Annotated in this window: 14 protein-coding genes; all 14 read left to right on the forward strand. The window is 36.8% G+C overall.

What is annotated here, in order from left to right; translation table 11 throughout:
- Positions 1–266: 266 nt before the first annotated feature.
- The 14 genes from rsmH to spoIIGA all read left to right on the forward strand — a co-directional run bounded on the left by rsmH (position 267) and on the right by spoIIGA (position 18,268).
- Complete coding sequence (rsmH, locus tag AB3X49_RS02005; protein ID WP_002014746.1) at positions 267–1,199, forward strand: 16S rRNA (cytosine(1402)-N(4))-methyltransferase RsmH; 933 nt, start codon at positions 267–269, stop codon at positions 1,197–1,199.
- Between the two features lie 15 nt (positions 1,200–1,214).
- A complete protein-coding gene (gene ftsL / locus AB3X49_RS02010; RefSeq protein WP_002014745.1) occupies positions 1,215–1,577 on the forward strand; it encodes a cell division protein FtsL in 363 nt (120 codons plus the stop codon).
- Positions 1,578–1,599: 22 nt separating this feature from the next.
- Positions 1,600–3,747: a penicillin-binding protein gene (locus AB3X49_RS02015; RefSeq protein WP_483298763.1), complete on the forward strand. Its 2,148-nt coding sequence runs from the start codon at positions 1,600–1,602 to the stop codon at positions 3,745–3,747.
- Positions 3,748–3,828: 81 nt separating this feature from the next.
- Entirely contained in the window at positions 3,829–5,745 is a 1,917-nt protein-coding gene (locus tag AB3X49_RS02020) for a stage V sporulation protein D (RefSeq protein ID WP_002014741.1), read from the forward strand.
- 210 nt (positions 5,746–5,955) lie between these two features.
- A complete protein-coding gene (gene murE / locus AB3X49_RS02025) occupies positions 5,956–7,431 on the forward strand; it encodes a UDP-N-acetylmuramoyl-L-alanyl-D-glutamate--2,6-diaminopimelate ligase (protein ID WP_002014740.1) in 1,476 nt (491 codons plus the stop codon).
- Between the two features lie 22 nt (positions 7,432–7,453).
- Entirely contained in the window at positions 7,454–8,428 is a 975-nt protein-coding gene (mraY, locus tag AB3X49_RS02030) for a phospho-N-acetylmuramoyl-pentapeptide-transferase (RefSeq protein ID WP_002014738.1), read from the forward strand.
- Positions 8,429–9,781, forward strand: coding sequence for a UDP-N-acetylmuramoyl-L-alanine--D-glutamate ligase (gene murD / locus AB3X49_RS02035; protein WP_367960267.1), 1,353 nt, complete (start codon positions 8,429–8,431; stop codon positions 9,779–9,781).
- 90 nt (positions 9,782–9,871) lie between these two features.
- The gene (gene spoVE / locus AB3X49_RS02040) at positions 9,872–10,963 is read left to right on the forward strand and encodes a stage V sporulation protein E (protein ID WP_002014736.1); all 1,092 of its coding nucleotides are present in this window, start codon (positions 9,872–9,874) and stop codon (positions 10,961–10,963) included.
- A gap of 102 nt (positions 10,964–11,065) precedes the next feature.
- Positions 11,066–12,160: an undecaprenyldiphospho-muramoylpentapeptide beta-N-acetylglucosaminyltransferase gene (gene murG, locus AB3X49_RS02045; protein ID WP_367960269.1), complete on the forward strand. Its 1,095-nt coding sequence runs from the start codon at positions 11,066–11,068 to the stop codon at positions 12,158–12,160.
- Between the two features lie 61 nt (positions 12,161–12,221).
- Positions 12,222–13,127, forward strand: a complete 906-nt coding sequence (gene murB, locus AB3X49_RS02050) for a UDP-N-acetylmuramate dehydrogenase (protein WP_367960272.1) — start codon at positions 12,222–12,224, stop codon at positions 13,125–13,127.
- Positions 13,128–13,225: 98 nt separating this feature from the next.
- On the forward strand, positions 13,226–13,996 hold the full coding sequence (divIB, locus tag AB3X49_RS02055; RefSeq protein ID WP_367960274.1) for a cell division protein DivIB: 771 nt from the start codon (positions 13,226–13,228) through the stop codon (positions 13,994–13,996).
- Between the two features lie 401 nt (positions 13,997–14,397).
- The gene (gene ftsA, locus AB3X49_RS02060; protein ID WP_002014731.1) at positions 14,398–15,699 is read left to right on the forward strand and encodes a cell division protein FtsA; all 1,302 of its coding nucleotides are present in this window, start codon (positions 14,398–14,400) and stop codon (positions 15,697–15,699) included.
- 39 nt (positions 15,700–15,738) lie between these two features.
- On the forward strand, positions 15,739–16,893 hold the full coding sequence (gene ftsZ, locus AB3X49_RS02065; protein ID WP_002014730.1) for a cell division protein FtsZ: 1,155 nt from the start codon (positions 15,739–15,741) through the stop codon (positions 16,891–16,893).
- 457 nt (positions 16,894–17,350) lie between these two features.
- Positions 17,351–18,268, forward strand: coding sequence for a sigma-E processing peptidase SpoIIGA (gene spoIIGA / locus AB3X49_RS02070; RefSeq protein ID WP_367960276.1), 918 nt, complete (start codon positions 17,351–17,353; stop codon positions 18,266–18,268).

Raw genomic sequence — 18,268 nt, forward strand, 5'->3', positions numbered from 1 at the left:
CTATGTATCAGGTATATATATATGACAAAATAGCACAAAATGTAAACGGATTATTATCTTTTTCGACAGGTTTTTGTTTAAATTCCCGCAAAAAATGATAAAATTTAGTATATAATAAAATAAAATAGCGATTTGTATAGCGTACTACCTTGTTGGAAGTTAAATGAGTCGTTCTTTAGTAGCATTTCATCCTCTAGTAGTAAATTGTGTTTGTAGAGTGAGAAATGTATTTAACATAATTAATTGGAAAAAGAGTAGGTGCAGCAATGTTCAAACACGTAACAGTACTTTTGAAAGAAACAGTAGATGGCTTAGATATAAAACCGAGTGGTACATATGTAGATTGTACACTGGGTGGAGGAGGACATAGTTCTTATTTATTATCTCAGCTAACAGATGGTGGAAAGTTAATAGCATTTGATCAAGATGAAATAGCGATTCAAAATGCGAAGGAAAAATTTTCTTCTTATGGTGAACAATTTGTAACAGTGAAGAGCAACTTCCGTTATTTATCTGAAAAACTACATGAATTAGGTATCACAGAAGTAGACGGGATTTTATTCGATTTAGGTGTTTCATCCCCACAATTAGATACACCAGAGCGTGGCTTTAGTTATCATCATGATGCACCGTTAGATATGCGGATGGATCAAGATGCCCCATTAACAGCATATGATGTTGTGAACAGCTGGTCATATGAACAACTCGTAAGAATTTTCTTCCAATACGGAGAAGAAAAATTTTCAAAGCAAATAACAAGGAAAATTGAAGCTTATCGCGAGAATAAGGCTATTGAAACGACAGGAGAATTAGTGGAATTAATTAAAGAAGGTATTCCAGCTCCGGCACGTAGAACAGGTGGACATCCTGCGAAGCGAGTATTTCAAGCGATTCGTATTGCTGTAAATGATGAATTAAAAGTATTTGAAGAAGCGTTGGAATCTGCAATTGATATGGTCAAGCCTGGTGGAAGAGTTAGTGTTATAACATTCCATTCTTTAGAAGATCGTATTTGTAAAACGACGTTTAAGCGAAATAGCACAACGCCGCAATTACCACAGGGACTACCGATTATTCCGGATGAATTTAAGCCGAAATTAAAGCTTATTACAAGGAAACCGATTTTACCTTCTGACATTGAATTAGAAGAAAATAATCGAGCGCGTTCTGCGAAGTTGAGAATCGCTGAAAAACGATAAAAAGGAGAGAGAGGTATGACTAATTTAGCTGTAAAGTATAAACAACAGGCGCAAGAAGAGGTACAAATTCAAGCGCCGCCACAGCAGATGGTTAAGCCAAAAGTTAAAACGAAAATTACAAGAATTGAAAAGCTATTGTACGTAACGTTTATTGGATTTTTATTATATGCTTGTGTAGCTTTTATTGGGAATAAAGCGGGTCTATATCAAGTTAATGTAGAAGCAGCGACGATAGAAGAACAAATTGTGAAAAAACAAAAGGAAAATCAAGAATTGCAGGCTGAAGTAGAGAAGTTAAGTCGTTATGAACGTATCGCTGAAGTTGCAAAAAAACATGGGCTAGAAATTAATGCGAATAATGTGAAAGGCCTAAAGTAAGGCAAATAGGTGTGAAGAAAAGATGAAGAGAAATATGACCAAATTTCATACCAATAAGGGAGCAGGTTATTTTATGATATTTTTCCTCCTGCTCTTTTTGCTGTTATTAGCCCGATTTTTTTACATACAAGTAACAGGAACAGTGGACAATCATGATTTGAAAAAACTTGCTGAACAGAAACATAGTAAAAAAGGTGTTCTCGAAGCGAATCGAGGAACAATTTATGACCAAAATGGTCATGTGCTAGCACAAGACGCAAATTCCTATAGAATGGTAGCGGAATTAAAAGGTGCTAAGCCTGTTGAGGATAAAGAGGATACTGCAAAGAAAATCGCTGGAGTACTCGGAACGGGTGAAGATGCGATCTTAGCCGCTTTAAATAAAGATAGAAGTCAAGTGGAATTTGGAACATTAGGTAAGGGCTTGACGAAAGAAAAGAAAGAACAAATAGAAGCATTGAAATTGCCAGGAATCTCTTTTATCACCGAAAATGCGAGAGTGTATCCAAACGGTGATTTCGCATCTTACGTCATAGGTCATGCCAGCCCTGATGAGAATGGAATCGCAGTAGGTCAATTTGGCTTAGAAAAGAGTTTGGATAAGTATTTAGGTGCTTCTAATGGTGAGGTAGCTTATACAGGGGACCGTAAAGGTGTATCTCTTGATGGTGGAAAGGTGAATGTAAAGGCGCCTAAAAATGGAGATAATGTGTATTTAACGCTTGACCAACGTATTCAAAGTTATTTAGAAGACGCAATGAAAGAAGCGAGTAAACATTATGAACCAGAAAATTTAATTGGAATTGTTGCGGATCCAAAGACGGGGAAAATATTAGCGATGTCTAGTAAACCTGGTTATGATCCGAACCAGGGAAAGATGAATTATTATTATAACGACGCAATTGCAAATGCATTTGAACCGGGATCAACAATGAAGATTTTCACGTTAGCGGCGGCCATTAATGAAGGTGTATACAATGGGCAAGACTTTTATCAGTCTGGTACATATCAAGTTGGTAATCGCAAAATAAAAGATCATAACGGCGGTGCTGGATGGGGTTCTATTACTTTCGATGAAGGGGTAGAGCGCTCTTCAAACGTAGCATTTGCAATTTTAGGTGATCAAAAACTTGGTCCAGATCGTTTCCGAAAATATATTCATAATTTTGGATTAGATGAAAAAACAAACATTGATTTACCTAGTGAAGGGTCAAATACAATTTTATTTGATCAACAAATACAACAAGTAACAACAGCGTTTGGACAAGGTTCTACAGTTACACCAATTCAACTTGTACAAGCTGCAACAGCGATTGCAAATGATGGGAAAATGATGAAACCTTATACAATTGATAAAATTGTGGATCCAATAACAGGTAAAGTACAGCTAGAGCATAAGCCAGAAGAAGTAGGAAAACCTGTTTCCAAAGAGACAGCAGCGCAAGTAAGGCAATTACTAGAACGTGTTGTTACATCACCGAAAGGAACAGGAACTGCATATAAAGTTGATGGGTACTCAGTCGGGGGGAAAACAGGTACAGCACAAATTCCTGACGGGAAAGGTGGCTATATGACGGGAAGAGAGAATTATATATTCTCATTCTTGGGTATGGCACCGATGGACGATCCGCAACTTGTTGTGTATGTGTCCGTTAAACAACCAAAATTAAAAGATGATGAAAACGGGGCTAAACCTTTAGCAGATATCTTTAAATATGTAACGAAAAATAGCTTAGAGTACTTAAAGATTAAGCCGAATGAAGTAAAAGACCCGAAAAAATATGTGAAAGAACAACAAACTGTCGTTCCAGATGTAACCGGAAAAACGATGGAAGAAGCGAAAAAAACAATTGATAAAGCAAAACTTCGTCCAATCGTATTAGGTGAAGGTAAAGTGCAGCAGCAAGTGCCAAAAGCAACTGAACAAACATTAAAGGGTGATCGAGTCTTCTTAGTAGGAGATAAACCTACAATGCCAAATATACAGGGATGGGCACTGCGTGATGTTATGAATTTAGCAAAAACATTAAAGCTTAACTTAAAACCTTCTGGTACAGGATATGTAACTGAGCAAAGTGTAGCGGAAGGGACATTGTTGCAACCTGGTACAGAATTAGGTGTAACACTCGTACCACCACTTGAACCGCAGCAAGAAGCAGAAAAGCCATAATGTTAATAGGGAAGAAGTTCTAATTAAATAAGTACAAGCATATATTGGAACAAGCTAGGCGTAAGGGAGGCTTGTTCCAATATGCGTGTATCAAATGTAACAGTTAGAAAACGACTTATTTTTATACTTATATCGGGTATACTCATTTTCACCATTATCGATATTCGTCTTGGATATGTGCAATTTTTTCTTGGAAATATGTTAACGGATCGTGCGAAGGATTCATGGAGTCGTAATATTACTTTTGAACCAGAGCGAGGGAAAATTTTAGATCGAAATGGTGTGGAGCTTGCTACAAATAAAAGTGCACCGACCGTCTTTGTTGTGCCGAGGCAAATTGAAAAACCAGCAGAGACTGCAGAGAAGTTAGCTGCAGTATTAGGTGTGGAAAAAGATGATGTTTATAAGCGGATTACAAAAAAAGAATCGATTGTAAGGCTTGATAAAGGCGGAAGGAAAATATCGCATGACAAAGCGAAAGAAGTACGCGGATTAAGTTTAAAGGGTGTGTACATCGCAGAGGATTCTATCCGGTACTATCCATTCGGTAATTTTTTATCACACGTATTAGGATTTGCGGGCAGTGATAATCAAGGGCTTATGGGACTAGAGAAATATTATGATAAAGAGCTAAATGGTGATAAAGGTCATGTGCGATTTTTTGCAGACGCGAAAGGACAGAGAATGCCTAACGTTGGAGATGATTTCAAAAAACCAGAAGCCGGCTTGAATTTAGGATTAACAATTGATTCACGCATTACGAGGATTATGGAAAGAGAAATGAATATTGCGGAATCAACGTACAATCCTGACGGTATGATAGCAATTGCAATGAATCCGAAAAATGGTGAAATTTTAGGTATGTCAAGTCGACCAAGTTTTGATCCAGCAGATTTCCAAAGTGTTTCTCCGGAAGTATATAACAGAAACTTACCTGTATGGAGTACGTATGAGCCGGGGTCAACATTTAAGATTATTACATTAGCTGCAGCCTTGAATGAAAATTTAGTAGACTTAGAGAAAGATACATTTTATGATGATGGGGCAGCTGAAGTTGGTGGAGCTAGATTGCGGTGTTGGAAAGCTGGAGGCCATGGTAGCCAAACGTTTTTAGAGGTAGTTCAAAACTCTTGTAACCCAGGATTTATTGAACTCGGTGATCGTCTTGGTAAAGATCGATTGTTTAAATACATTCGCAATTTCGGGTTTGGACAGAAGACCGGAATTGACTTACAGGGTGAAGGTAGCGGGATTTTATTTAATTTAGATAAAGTTGGTCCAGTCGAGCAAGCGACGACTTCATTTGGGCAAGGTGTTTCTGTTACACCGATTCAACAAGTAGCAGCTGTAGCGGCCGCTGTAAATGGTGGAACTTTGTATCAGCCATATATAGCGAAGGAATTTATTGATCCGAAGAATAATCAAGTTGTCAGCAAAAAGACACCTGTTGCGAAAAGGGAAGTTATTTCCAAGGAAACTTCAGAGAAAGTTCGTTACGCATTAGAGAATGTTGTAGCGAAAGGTTCGGGTAAAGGGGCTTATATTGATGGATATCGTGTAGGTGGAAAAACTGGAACTGCTCAAAAGGTGAAAGATGGAAAATATTTAGATAATAACTATATTGTATCATTTATCGGTTTTGCTCCAGCTGACGATCCGCAAATTGTTGTTTATGTAGCAGTGGATAATCCAAAAGGAGTCACTCAATTTGGTGGAGTTGTAGCAGCACCTATTGTTGGGAATATTCTTCGTGACGCACTTCCTGTAATGGGAGTGGAACCGAGAAAAGAGCAAGTTGAGAAAGAATATAAATGGGGCGATACACCAACTGTGGAAGTTCCGAATTTAATTGGTATGAAAAAGAAAGATTTACAAACGCAACTTGTAGACTTGAAGCTTGATATAAGTGGTGATGGTGGGAAAGTAATTAAACAATCACCAGAAGCAGGAGCTAAAGTAAAAGAGGGTTCAAAAGTTAGAATTTACTTCGGGAATTAAAGGTAACTGATTGTGTTTTATGGTACAATTGGTGGAAGTGAGTTCTTTATAGAAAAATTGCTTTATTTGAGACGATAAGTGTCTCATTAATAAATAAATCTATTGATTAGACTATAGTAGCACTTACCTCCTATTTTTATATAACTAGGAGGTAACGTGTTACTTGCTAAAATAAGAGATAAATAAACAATGTAGAGAGGGTTTAGTGAAATGAAGTTGCATACACTTGTATCATGTTTGCATGATTTTCCAGTTGTTCCAACAGAAAATCCAGAAATAACATCTATTGAAGCGGATTCACGCAAAGTGAAAGAGGGAAGCTTATTTATATGTATGAAAGGATATACGGTTGATAGCCATGACTTTGCTAAGCAAGCAGCCGCACAAGGAGCGGCTGCTATTGTTGCGGAAAGACCAATTGATGTTGACGTTCCAGTTGTACTTGTGAAAAATACTTTTCGTTCGCTAGCGGTTTTAGCTGATTATTTTTATGGCCAACCAACACACAAGTTACATTTAATCGGTATTACAGGTACAAATGGAAAGACAACAACATCGCATATTATGGATGAAATTATGCGCGCACATGGTCATAAAACAGGGCTAATTGGAACGATTAATATGAAAATCGGTGATGAAACATTTGAGGTGAAAAATACAACACCGGATGCACTAACACTTCAACAGACATTTTCAAAAATGGTTGAACAAGGTGTGGATAGCACAGTAATGGAAGTTTCGTCTCATGCTTTAGATCTTGGCCGTGTACACGGGTGCGATTATGATGTTGCAGTATTTACGAATTTAACACAAGATCATTTAGACTATCATAAAACGATGGAAGAATATAAACATGCGAAAGGGTTGCTTTTCGCACAGCTTGGCAATAGTTATCATCATAATCGTGAAAAATACGCTATATTAAACAGTGATGATCCAGTAGCAGAAGAGTATATGAGAAGTACAGCAGCTACTGTTGTAACATACGGTATAGATGTTGCAAGCGACATTATGGCACGAGATATCGTAATGACGAGTGGCGGTACAACATTTACACTTGTAACACCGTATGAAACTGTAAATGTTACGATGAAATTAATTGGTAAGTTTAATGTATACAACGTGTTAGCTGCTACAGCAGCAGGTCTTGTTTCAGGAGTGAGCTTACAAACAATTATTGATGTAATTAAAGAGCTTGCTGGCGTTCCTGGACGTTTTGAAGTTGTTGATGGTGGACAAAATTACACAGTTATTGTTGACTATGCGCATACACCTGATAGCTTAGAGAACGTACTAAAAACAGCAAAACAGTTTGCAAAAGGCGATGTATATTGTATCGTTGGTTGCGGTGGTGATAGAGATAGAACGAAAAGACCAATAATGGCAAGTGTCGCAACCGAATATGCAACTCACGCAATTTATACATCAGATAATCCAAGAAGTGAAGATCCGAAGGCTATTTTAGATGATATGGTAAATGATGTAAATGGGAATAATTATGAAGTAATTGTCGATCGAAAAGAAGCGATACGTTCCGCTATCTCGAAAGTAAAAGCAGAAGATATTATTATTATTGCTGGTAAAGGGCATGAAACGTATCAAATTATTGGTAAAGAAGTTCATCATTTTGACGATCGTGAAGTTGCTAAAGAAGCAATCACGGAGCGTTTAAACAACGAAGTGTAACAGCATGAGAGGAGGACTACATGTGCTTGAACAAGGTTTATTAGTAACGGCTGGGGTAGCATTCTTAATTTCTGTTGCCCTTTCGCCATTATTTATTCCATTTTTAAGAAAGTTAAAGTTCGGACAGAGTATTCGTGACGAAGGACCGAAGTCACACCAAAAGAAATCAGGGACACCAACGATGGGTGGTATTGTCATATATGTATCTATGATGGTGACTACGCTTATTATGGCGATTAAATTTAACAATTTAGGTGCAGAAGTATCATTGTTATTATTAGTTACATTTGGGTACGGATTAATCGGATTTTTAGATGACTACATAAAAGTAGTAAAGAAAAGAAATCTTGGTTTAACATCAAAACAAAAATTGATTGGTCAGCTTGTAATTGCTATTGCGTTCTTTTTAATTGGAAAAGGGCAAGCATTTCACACGTATATCATGATTCCAGGAACTGATGTTAAATTTGAATTAGGCTGGGCGTATTTTGTTCTCGTATTATTTATGCTTATTGGTGGATCAAATGCGGTTAATTTAACAGATGGTTTAGATGGTTTATTATCAGGAACAGCTGCTATTGCATTCGGAGCATTTAGTATTATTGCTGTAGCTCAAGAACAATTTGGGGTAGCGATTTTCTGTATGGCAGTCGTAGGAGCTGTACTTGGCTTTTTAGTATTCAATGCGAATCCAGCGAAAGTATTTATGGGGGATACTGGTTCTCTAGCTTTAGGTGGTGCTATCGCAGCTGTAGCGATTTTGTTAAAACAAGAATTGTTACTCGTTATTATTGGCGGTGTATTCGTAGCGGAAACTTTATCTGTTATTATCCAAGTTATTTCGTTCAAAACAACAGGAAAGCGTGTCTTTAAAATGAGTCCATTACATCATCATTATGAATTATGTGGTTGGTCAGAGTGGCGCGTTGTTGTAACGTTTTGGTCTGTAGGATTTTTATTAGCTGTGCTAGGAATTTATATCGGGGTGTGGATGTAATTGAAAACTGTAACTGAATATCAAAATAAAAATGTTCTTGTATTAGGTATTGCTAAAAGTGGTTATGCAGCAGCTACTTTATTAAAAAAATTAGGGGCAAACGTCATTGTAAATGATGGGAAACCATTAGCGGGTAATGTGCTTGCAGCTGAGTTACAAGCGGAAGGAATGGATGTTGTATGTGGTGGACATCCATTAGAATTGCTGGAGAGAAACATTTCACTTGTCGTAAAAAATCCAGGAATTCCATATTCTAATCCACTCTTAGTGGCGGCGAAAGAAAAACAAATTCCAATTGTAACTGAGGTTGAATTAGCATATTCCATTTCAGCAGCACCGTTTGTTGGGATTACGGGATCTAACGGTAAAACAACAACGACAATGTTAACGTTTGAAATGTTAAAAGAAGGACAAAAGCACCCAGTTATTGCGGGGAATATAGGTACTGTAGCTTGTGAAGTTGCACAATTGGCGAAGGGAAATGAAGTTGTCGTTACGGAACTTTCATCGTTTCAATTGATGGGAGTGGAATCGTTCCAACCAAAAATTGCAGCCTTTTTAAATTTATTTGAAGCGCATTTAGATTATCACGGGACGAAGAAAGAGTATGGTTTGGCGAAAGCGAATATTTTCAAAAACCAAACTGAAACAGATTATAGTATAATTAACGCAGATGATGCAGATGTCATGGCGTTATCGGCATATAGTAAAGGACAGAAAGTATTATTTTCGACGACGAAAGAAATTGAAGATGGTGCGTATATAAAAGATAACGCTCTTTATTTTAAAGGCGAAAAAGTAGTTAAAGTAAGTGATATTGTTTTACCTGGTAAGCACAATTTAGAAAATATTTTAGCAGCAATGAGTATTGCTAAATTACTAGGTGTTTCTAATGAAGCAATTACTGCTGTGTTAAAAAGTTTTACAGGTGTAAAACATCGCTTAGAATATGTAACAACGATTAATAATCGTAAATTTTATAATGATTCAAAAGCGACGAATATGCTAGCGACAGAAAAAGCATTATCTGCATTTACACAACCGATTGTATTATTGGCTGGTGGACTTGATCGTGGTAATGAATTTGATGATTTAATTCCATATTTTAAACATGTCAAAGCGATTGTGACATTTGGACAAACTGCACCAAAATTAGTAAGAGCGGCAGAAAAAGCAGGATTAGATGTAATTGAAAGTGTCGATACTTTAGATGATGCAGTAGTGAAAGCTTATGCTCATTCTACCGATGGTGATGTTATTCTTCTTTCACCAGCATGTGCAAGCTGGGATCAATTTAAAACATTTGAAGAAAGAGGAGACATTTTTATACAAGCTGTGCATAAACTTATATAAAGTAAATCAAAACATCAGTAGGCTAACACCTACTGATGTTTTGTTACATAGGGCAAAAGGTTCTGCCCAAAGAGGTGGTGTTCATGGGTAATGAAGAAAACGCCTGATTTTATTCTCATCATCGTTACACTTGCGTTGTTAACAATCGGAATGATTATGGTTTATAGTGCGAGTGCGGTTTGGGCCTCTTATAAAATGGGGGATTCATTCTTTTTTGCAAAAAGACAATTGTTATTTGCAAGTCTTGGGGTAGTAGCTATGTTTTTTCTAATGAAAATTGATTATTGGGTGTGGCGTACGTATTCAAAAGTAATTTTACTAGTTTGTTTCGTTCTTCTTATTCTCGTTCTTATTCCTGGAGTAGGTCTCGTTCGTGGAGGGGCGCGAAGTTGGATTGGAATCGGGGCATTTTCTATCCAACCGTCAGAGTTTATGAAATTCGCGATGATTATTTTCTTAGCAAAATTTTTAGCGGAACGACAAAAATTAATTACATCTTTTAAACGAGGTTTACTACCGGCTCTTAGTTTTGTATTTCTTGCTTTTGGGATAATTATGTTACAGCCAGATCTTGGTACGGGAACGGTAATGATTGGGACATGTATTATTATGATATTTATTTCGGGAGCAAGGGTCTTTCACTTTGCAATGTTTGGTTTGCTTGGCGCAGCGGGATTTGTAGGGTTAATTGCATCAGCGCCATATCGAATGAAACGCATCACATCATATTTAGATCCGTGGTCGGATCCGCTCGGAAGTGGATTTCAAATTATCCAATCGTTACTCGCAATTGGACCTGGTGGTTTATTTGGGCTTGGACTTGGACAAAGTAGACAAAAATTTCTTTATTTACCTGAACCACAAACAGACTTTATATTTGCAATCTTATCCGAGGAATTAGGTTTTATTGGTGGTTCATTTGTGTTATTATTATTTAGTCTATTATTATGGCGTGGGATTCGTATAGCATTAGGAGCGCCAGATTTATATGGTACGTTTTTAGCAGTAGGTATTGTGGCGATGATTGCGATTCAAGTAATGATTAATGTTGGTGTTGTAACAGGACTGATGCCTGTTACCGGTATTACTTTGCCATTTTTAAGTTATGGTGGATCAAGTTTGACCTTAATGTTAATGGCAGTAGGTGTATTATTGAATATAAGTCGCCATTCTCGCTATTAAACCCTGTTTAAAAGACAGGGTTTTTCGTGTGTGTGTGAAAATACAATATGTATATAGAAATAAATACGATTGAATAAGAACAGGGAAGTGGAGGAATCAGTAGTGCGAGTATTAGTAAGTGGTGGGGGTACTGGAGGACATATTTATCCAGCTCTTGCTTTGATTAGAGAAATAAAAAAACTAAATCCGGAAGCAAGATTTTTATACATTGGTACAGAGAATGGATTAGAGAGTACCATCGTACCGAAAGCGGGTATTCCGTTCCAATCTATTGTTATAAGTGGGTTTAAACGAAAAATATCTCTTGATAATGTAAAAACCGTGATGCGTTTCCTAAAAGGTGTTCAAGATAGTAAACGATATATTCGTCGTTTTAACCCTGATATTGTGATTGGTACGGGTGGATACGTATGTGGGCCAGTTGTATATGCTGCGGCTAAATTAGGTATTCCGACTATTGTCCATGAACAAAATAGTGTACCTGGTGTAACGAATAAATTTTTAAGTCGTTATGTCGATAAAGTTGCAGTTTGTTTTGAAGCAGCTGCAGAACATTTTCCACAGTCAAAAGTGGTTATGACAGGTAATCCACGTGCATCAGAAGTAATGGACCAAAATGGAATGAAAGGAAAACGTTCGGTAGGACTATCCCTTTCTAAAAAATCCGTGCTTATTTTTGGTGGGAGCCGCGGGGCTAGACCGATTAACGATGCTTTTGTAGAAGCGATTGAACAATTTGGGAATAAAAGTTACGAAGTATTATATGTAACAGGCGAAGTACATTATGATAAAGTTATGGAAGCCGTGAAACAAAAAGGAAATCCGAATAATGTTATTATTAAACCTTTTATTCATAATATGCCAGAGGTACTGACGGGTGTAGATCTTGTTGTTTCAAGGGCAGGGGCTACAACGCTTGCAGAATTAACAGCGTTAGGAAAGCCGAGTGTATTAATTCCAAGTCCGTACGTAACAAATAACCATCAAGAAAAAAATGCACGATCAGTTGTTGATAAAGGAGCAGCTAAAATGCTACTTGAAAAAGATTTAACATCTGAAACGCTTATTCGTGACATTGATGAGGTTTTATTGGATACACAAACATTACAAAATATGAAACTGGCTACTAAGCAACTTGGTATTCCAGATGCAGCAAATAAGCTATATGAAGTAATGAACAAGCTTATTAAAAAATAACATTAGGTGAACGCCCCGCATATTACTGTAATAAGGAGACTTGATATGGGGGAGATTGTCTATGGAACAATTAGTAAAAGAGCTTTTAGAAGCAAATGTTGGTCGCGTGTTAGTTAATGAACCGTTAGCGCGTTACACGACTATGAAAATAGGCGGACCAGCTGATATTTTAATTGTACCAAAGCATGTTGCTGGTATTGAGAAGACTCTAGAGTTAGTAAAGAAGTACAAGACAGGGTGGACTGCAATTGGTCGTGGTTCAAATCTTCTCGTATCTGATCAAGGTATAGAAGGTGTGGTTATTCGTTTAGGAGAAGGATTAGACCATTTAGAAGTCGAAAAACATAGAGTAAGAGTCGGTGCTGGATATCGCCTTATTAAATTGTCAACTTTACTTAGTCGACAGGGATTAGCGGGCTTGGAATTTGCAAGTGGTATTCCAGGAAGTGTTGGCGGTGCAGTGTATATGAATGCAGGCGCTCATAAGTCCGACATATCGAGTGTATTAACGAAAGCTCGTATTTTGTTTGACAATGGAACAATTAATTGGTTGACGAATACCGAAATGGGCTTTTCTTATCGCACATCTGTATTGCAAATGAAACGCCCTGGTATTGTTTTGGAAGCTGAATTCCAATTGGAGGTAGGCGAACGCGAGGGAATTGTAAGAAGCATGCAAAAGAATAAAGAGTATCGCCGTGAAACGCAGCCTTGGAATCACCCTTGTGCAGGAAGTATATTTCGAAATCCAGTCCCTTATTTTGCAGGAGATTTAATAGAAAAATCAGGGCTTCGTGGCTATAAGATAGGTGGAGCTCAAATTTCTGAAATGCATGGGAATTTTATTGTTAATACTGGTGTGGCATCAGCGCAAGATGTATTAGACTTAATCGCATTGGTAAAGCGTACAATTAAAGATAAATTTGGTGTTGATATGCATACAGAAGTAGAAATAATTGGAAGATAACGGTTGTTCGTTCCGCTCATTATCATTTATGTTATAATAAGAAGATAAGAACGGCATGAGGAACATGCCGTTCTTTATGTTACATAGGGGGATCGTACATGAAAAATAGTAAAGTGATTAAACTACAAGATCGTGTACCAAAATTAAAGAATCAAAATAAAAAAAATAAGAAACCTGTTAATCATCGGTTAATTTTATACATATCGATTTTATTTTTATTAGTACTCTTTTTAATTTATTTTCGGTCTCCGCTTAGTAATATAAAAAAGATAAGTGTCTTTGGAAATCATTATATGACAGATGAACAAGTTATGAAGGAATCAGGTGTGACATATGAAACGAGTTATTTCCGAGTAACAGCACATAAAGCAGAAGAAAACTTAACGAAACGAAAAGAAATTAAAGAGGTAAATGTAAAAAAACGTTTCCCAAACAAAATTGATGTTCATATCGAAGAATATTTAACAATTGGCTATATAAACAAAGATGGGAAATTACAACCGTTATTAGAAAATGGGAAAACACTCGATGTACTTCCGAACGGAAAGCTTCCAGTTGCAGCACCAATTTTTGAACCATTTAAAGAGGAAAAAATGAAGGAATTAATTGCAGAACTAGAAAAATTAACGCCAACTATTTTAAGGTCTATTTCTGAAATTCGTTATACACCAACGAACGCAAATGAAGATCATCTTACTTTATATATGAATGAAGGATATGAAGTGAGCACCACTATTCAAAATTTCGCAAAGCGAATGGAAGCTTATCCACTTATTTTAAAAACAATTGAACCTGGTAAGAAGGTTTTAATTGACTTAGAAGTGGGTGCATATACGAAGGAACTAGGTGCTGAAGAAAAGAAAGAATAGAATGATAGTTTTTACTGCGTTATTACGTATGAAATGAAACAAACGTTCTTTTATATGGATGCTAATTTGCAAGAATGCTTAATTTGATGAAAAAAATGTAAATTTTCTTAGATTCATACTAGGATTGGTACAAGTTTCACTTTTCTACAAGTACATCTTAGTGTAGACTTATACTTGGCGGTAATCTTTACACTTGAAATATAATTATTTCAAGATAGAGCAGTTATTCACAGGTTACTGCGATATTCTTAAATGAATGTTAAATAAAAATAAGAAAAATATAGGGTTAAAAAAGGGAAACGTATAAAGACGTTGAATATTTTTCTTATAAATAGTAAAGTTGCGATTGTTGTTCCATATATTGAGTTGTATGGTATAAATAAAGAAGGAGGTGCCAAAGAATGAACAGCAATGAAATATATGTTAGTCTTGACATCGGTACATCCAATGTTAAAGTCATCATTGGTGAAATGGTTAATGATAGCTTAAACATTATTGGTGTTGGAAACGTAAAGTCAAATGGTTTGAAGAAGGGATCGATAGTTGATATAGATGAAACTGTTCGATCAATTAAAAAAGCAATTGAACAAGCTGAGCGCATGGTGGGTATCCACATTGAGCAAGTTGTAGTAGGTGTCAATGCAAACCAGGTACAGTTGCTCCCGTGTCACGGAGTAGTCGCTGTTTCAAATGAAGATCGTGAAATCGGGAATGAAGATGTCTTACGCGTTCTAGATGCAGCGCAAGTTGTGTCAATTGCTCCTGAACGTGAATTTATTGATGTGGTACCTCGACAGTTCATTGTAGACGGTCTTGACGAGATTAACGATCCACGCGGGATGATCGGTGTAAGATTAGAAATGGAAGGTACACTTATTACAGGCTCGAGAACTTTACTACATAACCTACTTCGTTGTGTAGAAAAAGCAGGTCTTGAAATTGTTGATATTTGTCTGCAACCTTTAGCGGCAGCGACAGTTGCGTTATCTTCGGATGAAAGAAATAGAGGGGTAGCCCTTGTTGATATGGGCGGAGGATCTACAACCTTATCTATTTTTAAAGATGGAGAGTTGCAAGCAACGAGCGTATTGCCATTAGGTGGAGATCATATAACGAAGGATATAGCGATTGGGCTGAAAACTTCAACAGAAAATGCAGATCAAATTAAGCTGAAATATGGACATGCTTTTTATGATACAGCATCTGAAGAAGAGATGTTTACGGTTCCTATTATGGGAAGCGATCAAACAGAACAATATTCTCAGTTGGAATTATCGGATATAATAGAGGCTCGTGTAGAGGAAATTTTAATGTTTGTTCAAGATGAAGTGCATAAGTTAGGAGTAAAGCAAGCTGCTTCTGGATATGTACTAACTGGTGGGATAGCTTCTATGCCAGGTGTTCTTGATCTTGCATACGATATTTTACATGAAAATGTTCGTATAGCAACTCCTGATTATATTGGTGTTCGTGAGCCTCAATATACAAGTGGAGTTGGATTAATTAAACATTCTTATCAAAAAGCTAAATTACGTGGGAAAAATGTGCAGGAAAAGCAAGAACATTTTGAACCAGTACCAGCACCAATGCCGGTACAACAGCAACCTGCGAAACAAAAAACTCGTAATCAAAACAATACTAATCAAAATGATGACCGCATGATGTCAAAAGTAAAACGTGCATTCCGTTATTTATGGGATTAAAATTGGACACGAAAAATGAGGTTCTAGGGGGATTTCGACATGTTAGAGTTTGATACTACTCAAGATCAATTAGCGAATATAAAAGTTATCGGTGTCGGCGGTGGTGGAAACAATGCTGTAAACCGTATGATTGAACACGGTGTACAAGGTGTAGACTTTATCGCTGTGAATACTGATGCACAAGCATTAAATCTATCAAAAGCTGAAACGAAAATGCAAATTGGTGGAAAATTAACGCGTGGACTTGGTGCAGGCGCAAACCCTGAAGTAGGGAAAAAAGCTGCAGAAGAAAGTAAAGAACAGATTCAAGAAGCGCTTCGTGGCGCGGATATGGTCTTCGTAACTGCTGGTATGGGCGGCGGAACTGGAACTGGTGCAGCTCCAGTTGTTGCTCAAGTTGCAAAAGAACTAGGCGCGTTAACAGTTGGTGTTGTAACACGTCCATTTACATTTGAAGGGCGTAAACGTGCAACTCAAGCTGCATCTGGTATTGCGTCATTTAAAGAAAATGTAGATACACTTATCGTAATTCCAAATGATCGCTTATTAGAGATTGTTGATAAAAATACGCCAATGTTAGAAGCGTTCCGTGAAGCAGATAACGTATTACGTCAAGGGGTTCAAGGTATTTCTGATTTAATTGCTACACCAGGTCTAATTAACTTAGACTTTGCAGACGTAAAAACAATTATGTCTAATAGAGGTTCTGCTTTAATGGGTATCGGTTCTGGTAATGGTGAAAATCGTGCTGCTGAAGCTGCGAAAAAAGCGATTTCTAGTCCATTACTAGAAACATCTATTGATGGAGCTCAAGGTGTTATTATGAACATTACGGGCGGCGCAAACTTAAGTTTATATGAAGTACAAGAAGCAGCAGACATTGTAGCTTCAGCTTCGGATCCAGAAGTAAATATGATCTTCGGTTCTGTTATTAATGAAGGATTAAAAGATGATATCGTTGTCACTGTAATTGCAACTGGTTTTGATGATAGTGCTTCGACACAACCACCAAAACCAATTATCCGTCCGACTGCGAATCACACGCAACAGCAACAACAACCAGTAGCTCAACCTTCAAAACAACGTGAAGTTAAGCGTGAAATGAAACGTGAAGAGCCGGTTGTGCATGATCGTCATACTGATTCAGATGACATCGATATTCCAGCATTCTTACGTAACCGTCGTAGACGATAAAAGAAAAGGAGCTTTCATGCTCCTTTTTTTTGTTGTCTAAATGGAAAAGATCTGCTAAGCAGATCTTTTTTTATTATTTTGCATATGGAGAGCCCGGTCCTATTTTTAAACCATAAGCTGTGATAAATAACTTGAAACTTTAATTAGTCGGGGGTGTTCATCCAAAAATGATTGTTAGCCCGAATTCCACTTAACTTCTGTACTTTTTTATAGCTGAATTTTGAGGCGGTGTCTTACTGCCCGCAAATAGCAAGATAAACTTTGTATATATATAATTCAATTATTATGTATACAAGTAAAAAATTTATATTATTCTATGAAAAATACACTTTTATTTTTTACCGACAGATTATGTCTAGAAATCACAAAATAACAAAAAAATCCCTCCACCAATTGACACACTTTCCTATTGGATATGCATTATACTAGTCTCAACTTAAAAAAAGAGGTGAATTGTTTGGTTGTTTACGCCGACATCGTTTGGTTGTTAAACGCCTGCATTGATTTTCTTTTACTTTTATTAACAGCCACCGTGTTAAAAAAGAGAATCAAAAGATGGAGGCTTGTGTTAGGGGCATTTATAGGTTCAACTATTGTTATTTTCGCCTTTACGCCTTTTGCTTCTATGATGACACATCCAATTATGAAACTATTGTACTCGTTACTTATTGTGTATACAGCATTTGGGTTTTCGACATTTAGAAATTATACACAAACTGTTTTTACTTTCTATTTTGTAACCTTTATGGTTGGTGGAGGATTAATTGGAACGCATTACTTTTTGCAAACGAACGAAATGGTAAATGGATTAGTTCAATCTAAATCAGTTTCTTACGGTGATCCAATTAGTTGGGTATTTGTTATTTTTGGTTTTCCAGTAATTTATTATTTTTCTAAAAAGCGTATAGAAAGCGTAGAGGTCACAAAGATACACTATGATCAAATCGTGAAAGTGAAAATTCAATTAGCTGGAGAGGAACTAGAATTAGCAGGTCTAATTGATAGTGGGAACCAACTTTATGACCCGTTAACGAAAACACCCGTTATGATTATGCATATTTCATCATTAGAACATTGTTTGCCAGCTTGGTTAACAGAACAAATTTATTCCAAAACAGAAATTCCTCAAATACCAGAAAATGATTCTGGATGGGCGACGAGACTACGTTTAATTCCTTTCCGAGCAGTAGGAGTAGAGAATCAATTTTTATGGGCAATTAAGCCAGATTGTGTGCGAGTTTATCATGAAGGTAGTTCGGTTGTTGTAAACAAAGTACTGATTGGATTAAATACACAACAATTATCTACTAATGGAGAGTATCAATGCATTGTACATCCGAAAATGTTGATTTCGCAAAAGATGGTAATTGCTTAA

The organism is Bacillus sp. C30 (genome assembly GCF_040838255.1).
In the GTDB taxonomy this organism is placed as follows: Bacteria; Bacillota; Bacilli; order Bacillales; family Bacillaceae_G; genus Bacillus_A; species Bacillus_A mycoides.

What these genes read in the sequence shown, in the direction of transcription:
- ftsA (WP_002014731.1), top strand. Translation starts at nt 14,398, where the DNA reads ATGAACAGCAATGAAATATATGTTAGTCTTGACATCGGTACATCCAAT.
- murB (WP_367960272.1), top strand. Translation starts at nt 12,222, where the DNA reads ATGGAACAATTAGTAAAAGAGCTTTTAGAAGCAAATGTTGGTCGCGTG.
- divIB (WP_367960274.1), top strand. Translation starts at nt 13,226, where the DNA reads ATGAAAAATAGTAAAGTGATTAAACTACAAGATCGTGTACCAAAATTA.
- rsmH (WP_002014746.1), top strand. Translation starts at nt 267, where the DNA reads ATGTTCAAACACGTAACAGTACTTTTGAAAGAAACAGTAGATGGCTTA.
- AB3X49_RS02020 (WP_002014741.1), top strand. Translation starts at nt 3,829, where the DNA reads ATGCGTGTATCAAATGTAACAGTTAGAAAACGACTTATTTTTATACTT.
- spoVE (WP_002014736.1), top strand. Translation starts at nt 9,872, where the DNA reads ATGAAGAAAACGCCTGATTTTATTCTCATCATCGTTACACTTGCGTTG.
- ftsL (WP_002014745.1), top strand. Translation starts at nt 1,215, where the DNA reads ATGACTAATTTAGCTGTAAAGTATAAACAACAGGCGCAAGAAGAGGTA.
- ftsZ (WP_002014730.1), top strand. Translation starts at nt 15,739, where the DNA reads ATGTTAGAGTTTGATACTACTCAAGATCAATTAGCGAATATAAAAGTT.
- AB3X49_RS02015 (WP_483298763.1), top strand. Translation starts at nt 1,600, where the DNA reads ATGAAGAGAAATATGACCAAATTTCATACCAATAAGGGAGCAGGTTAT.
- murE (WP_002014740.1), top strand. Translation starts at nt 5,956, where the DNA reads ATGAAGTTGCATACACTTGTATCATGTTTGCATGATTTTCCAGTTGTT.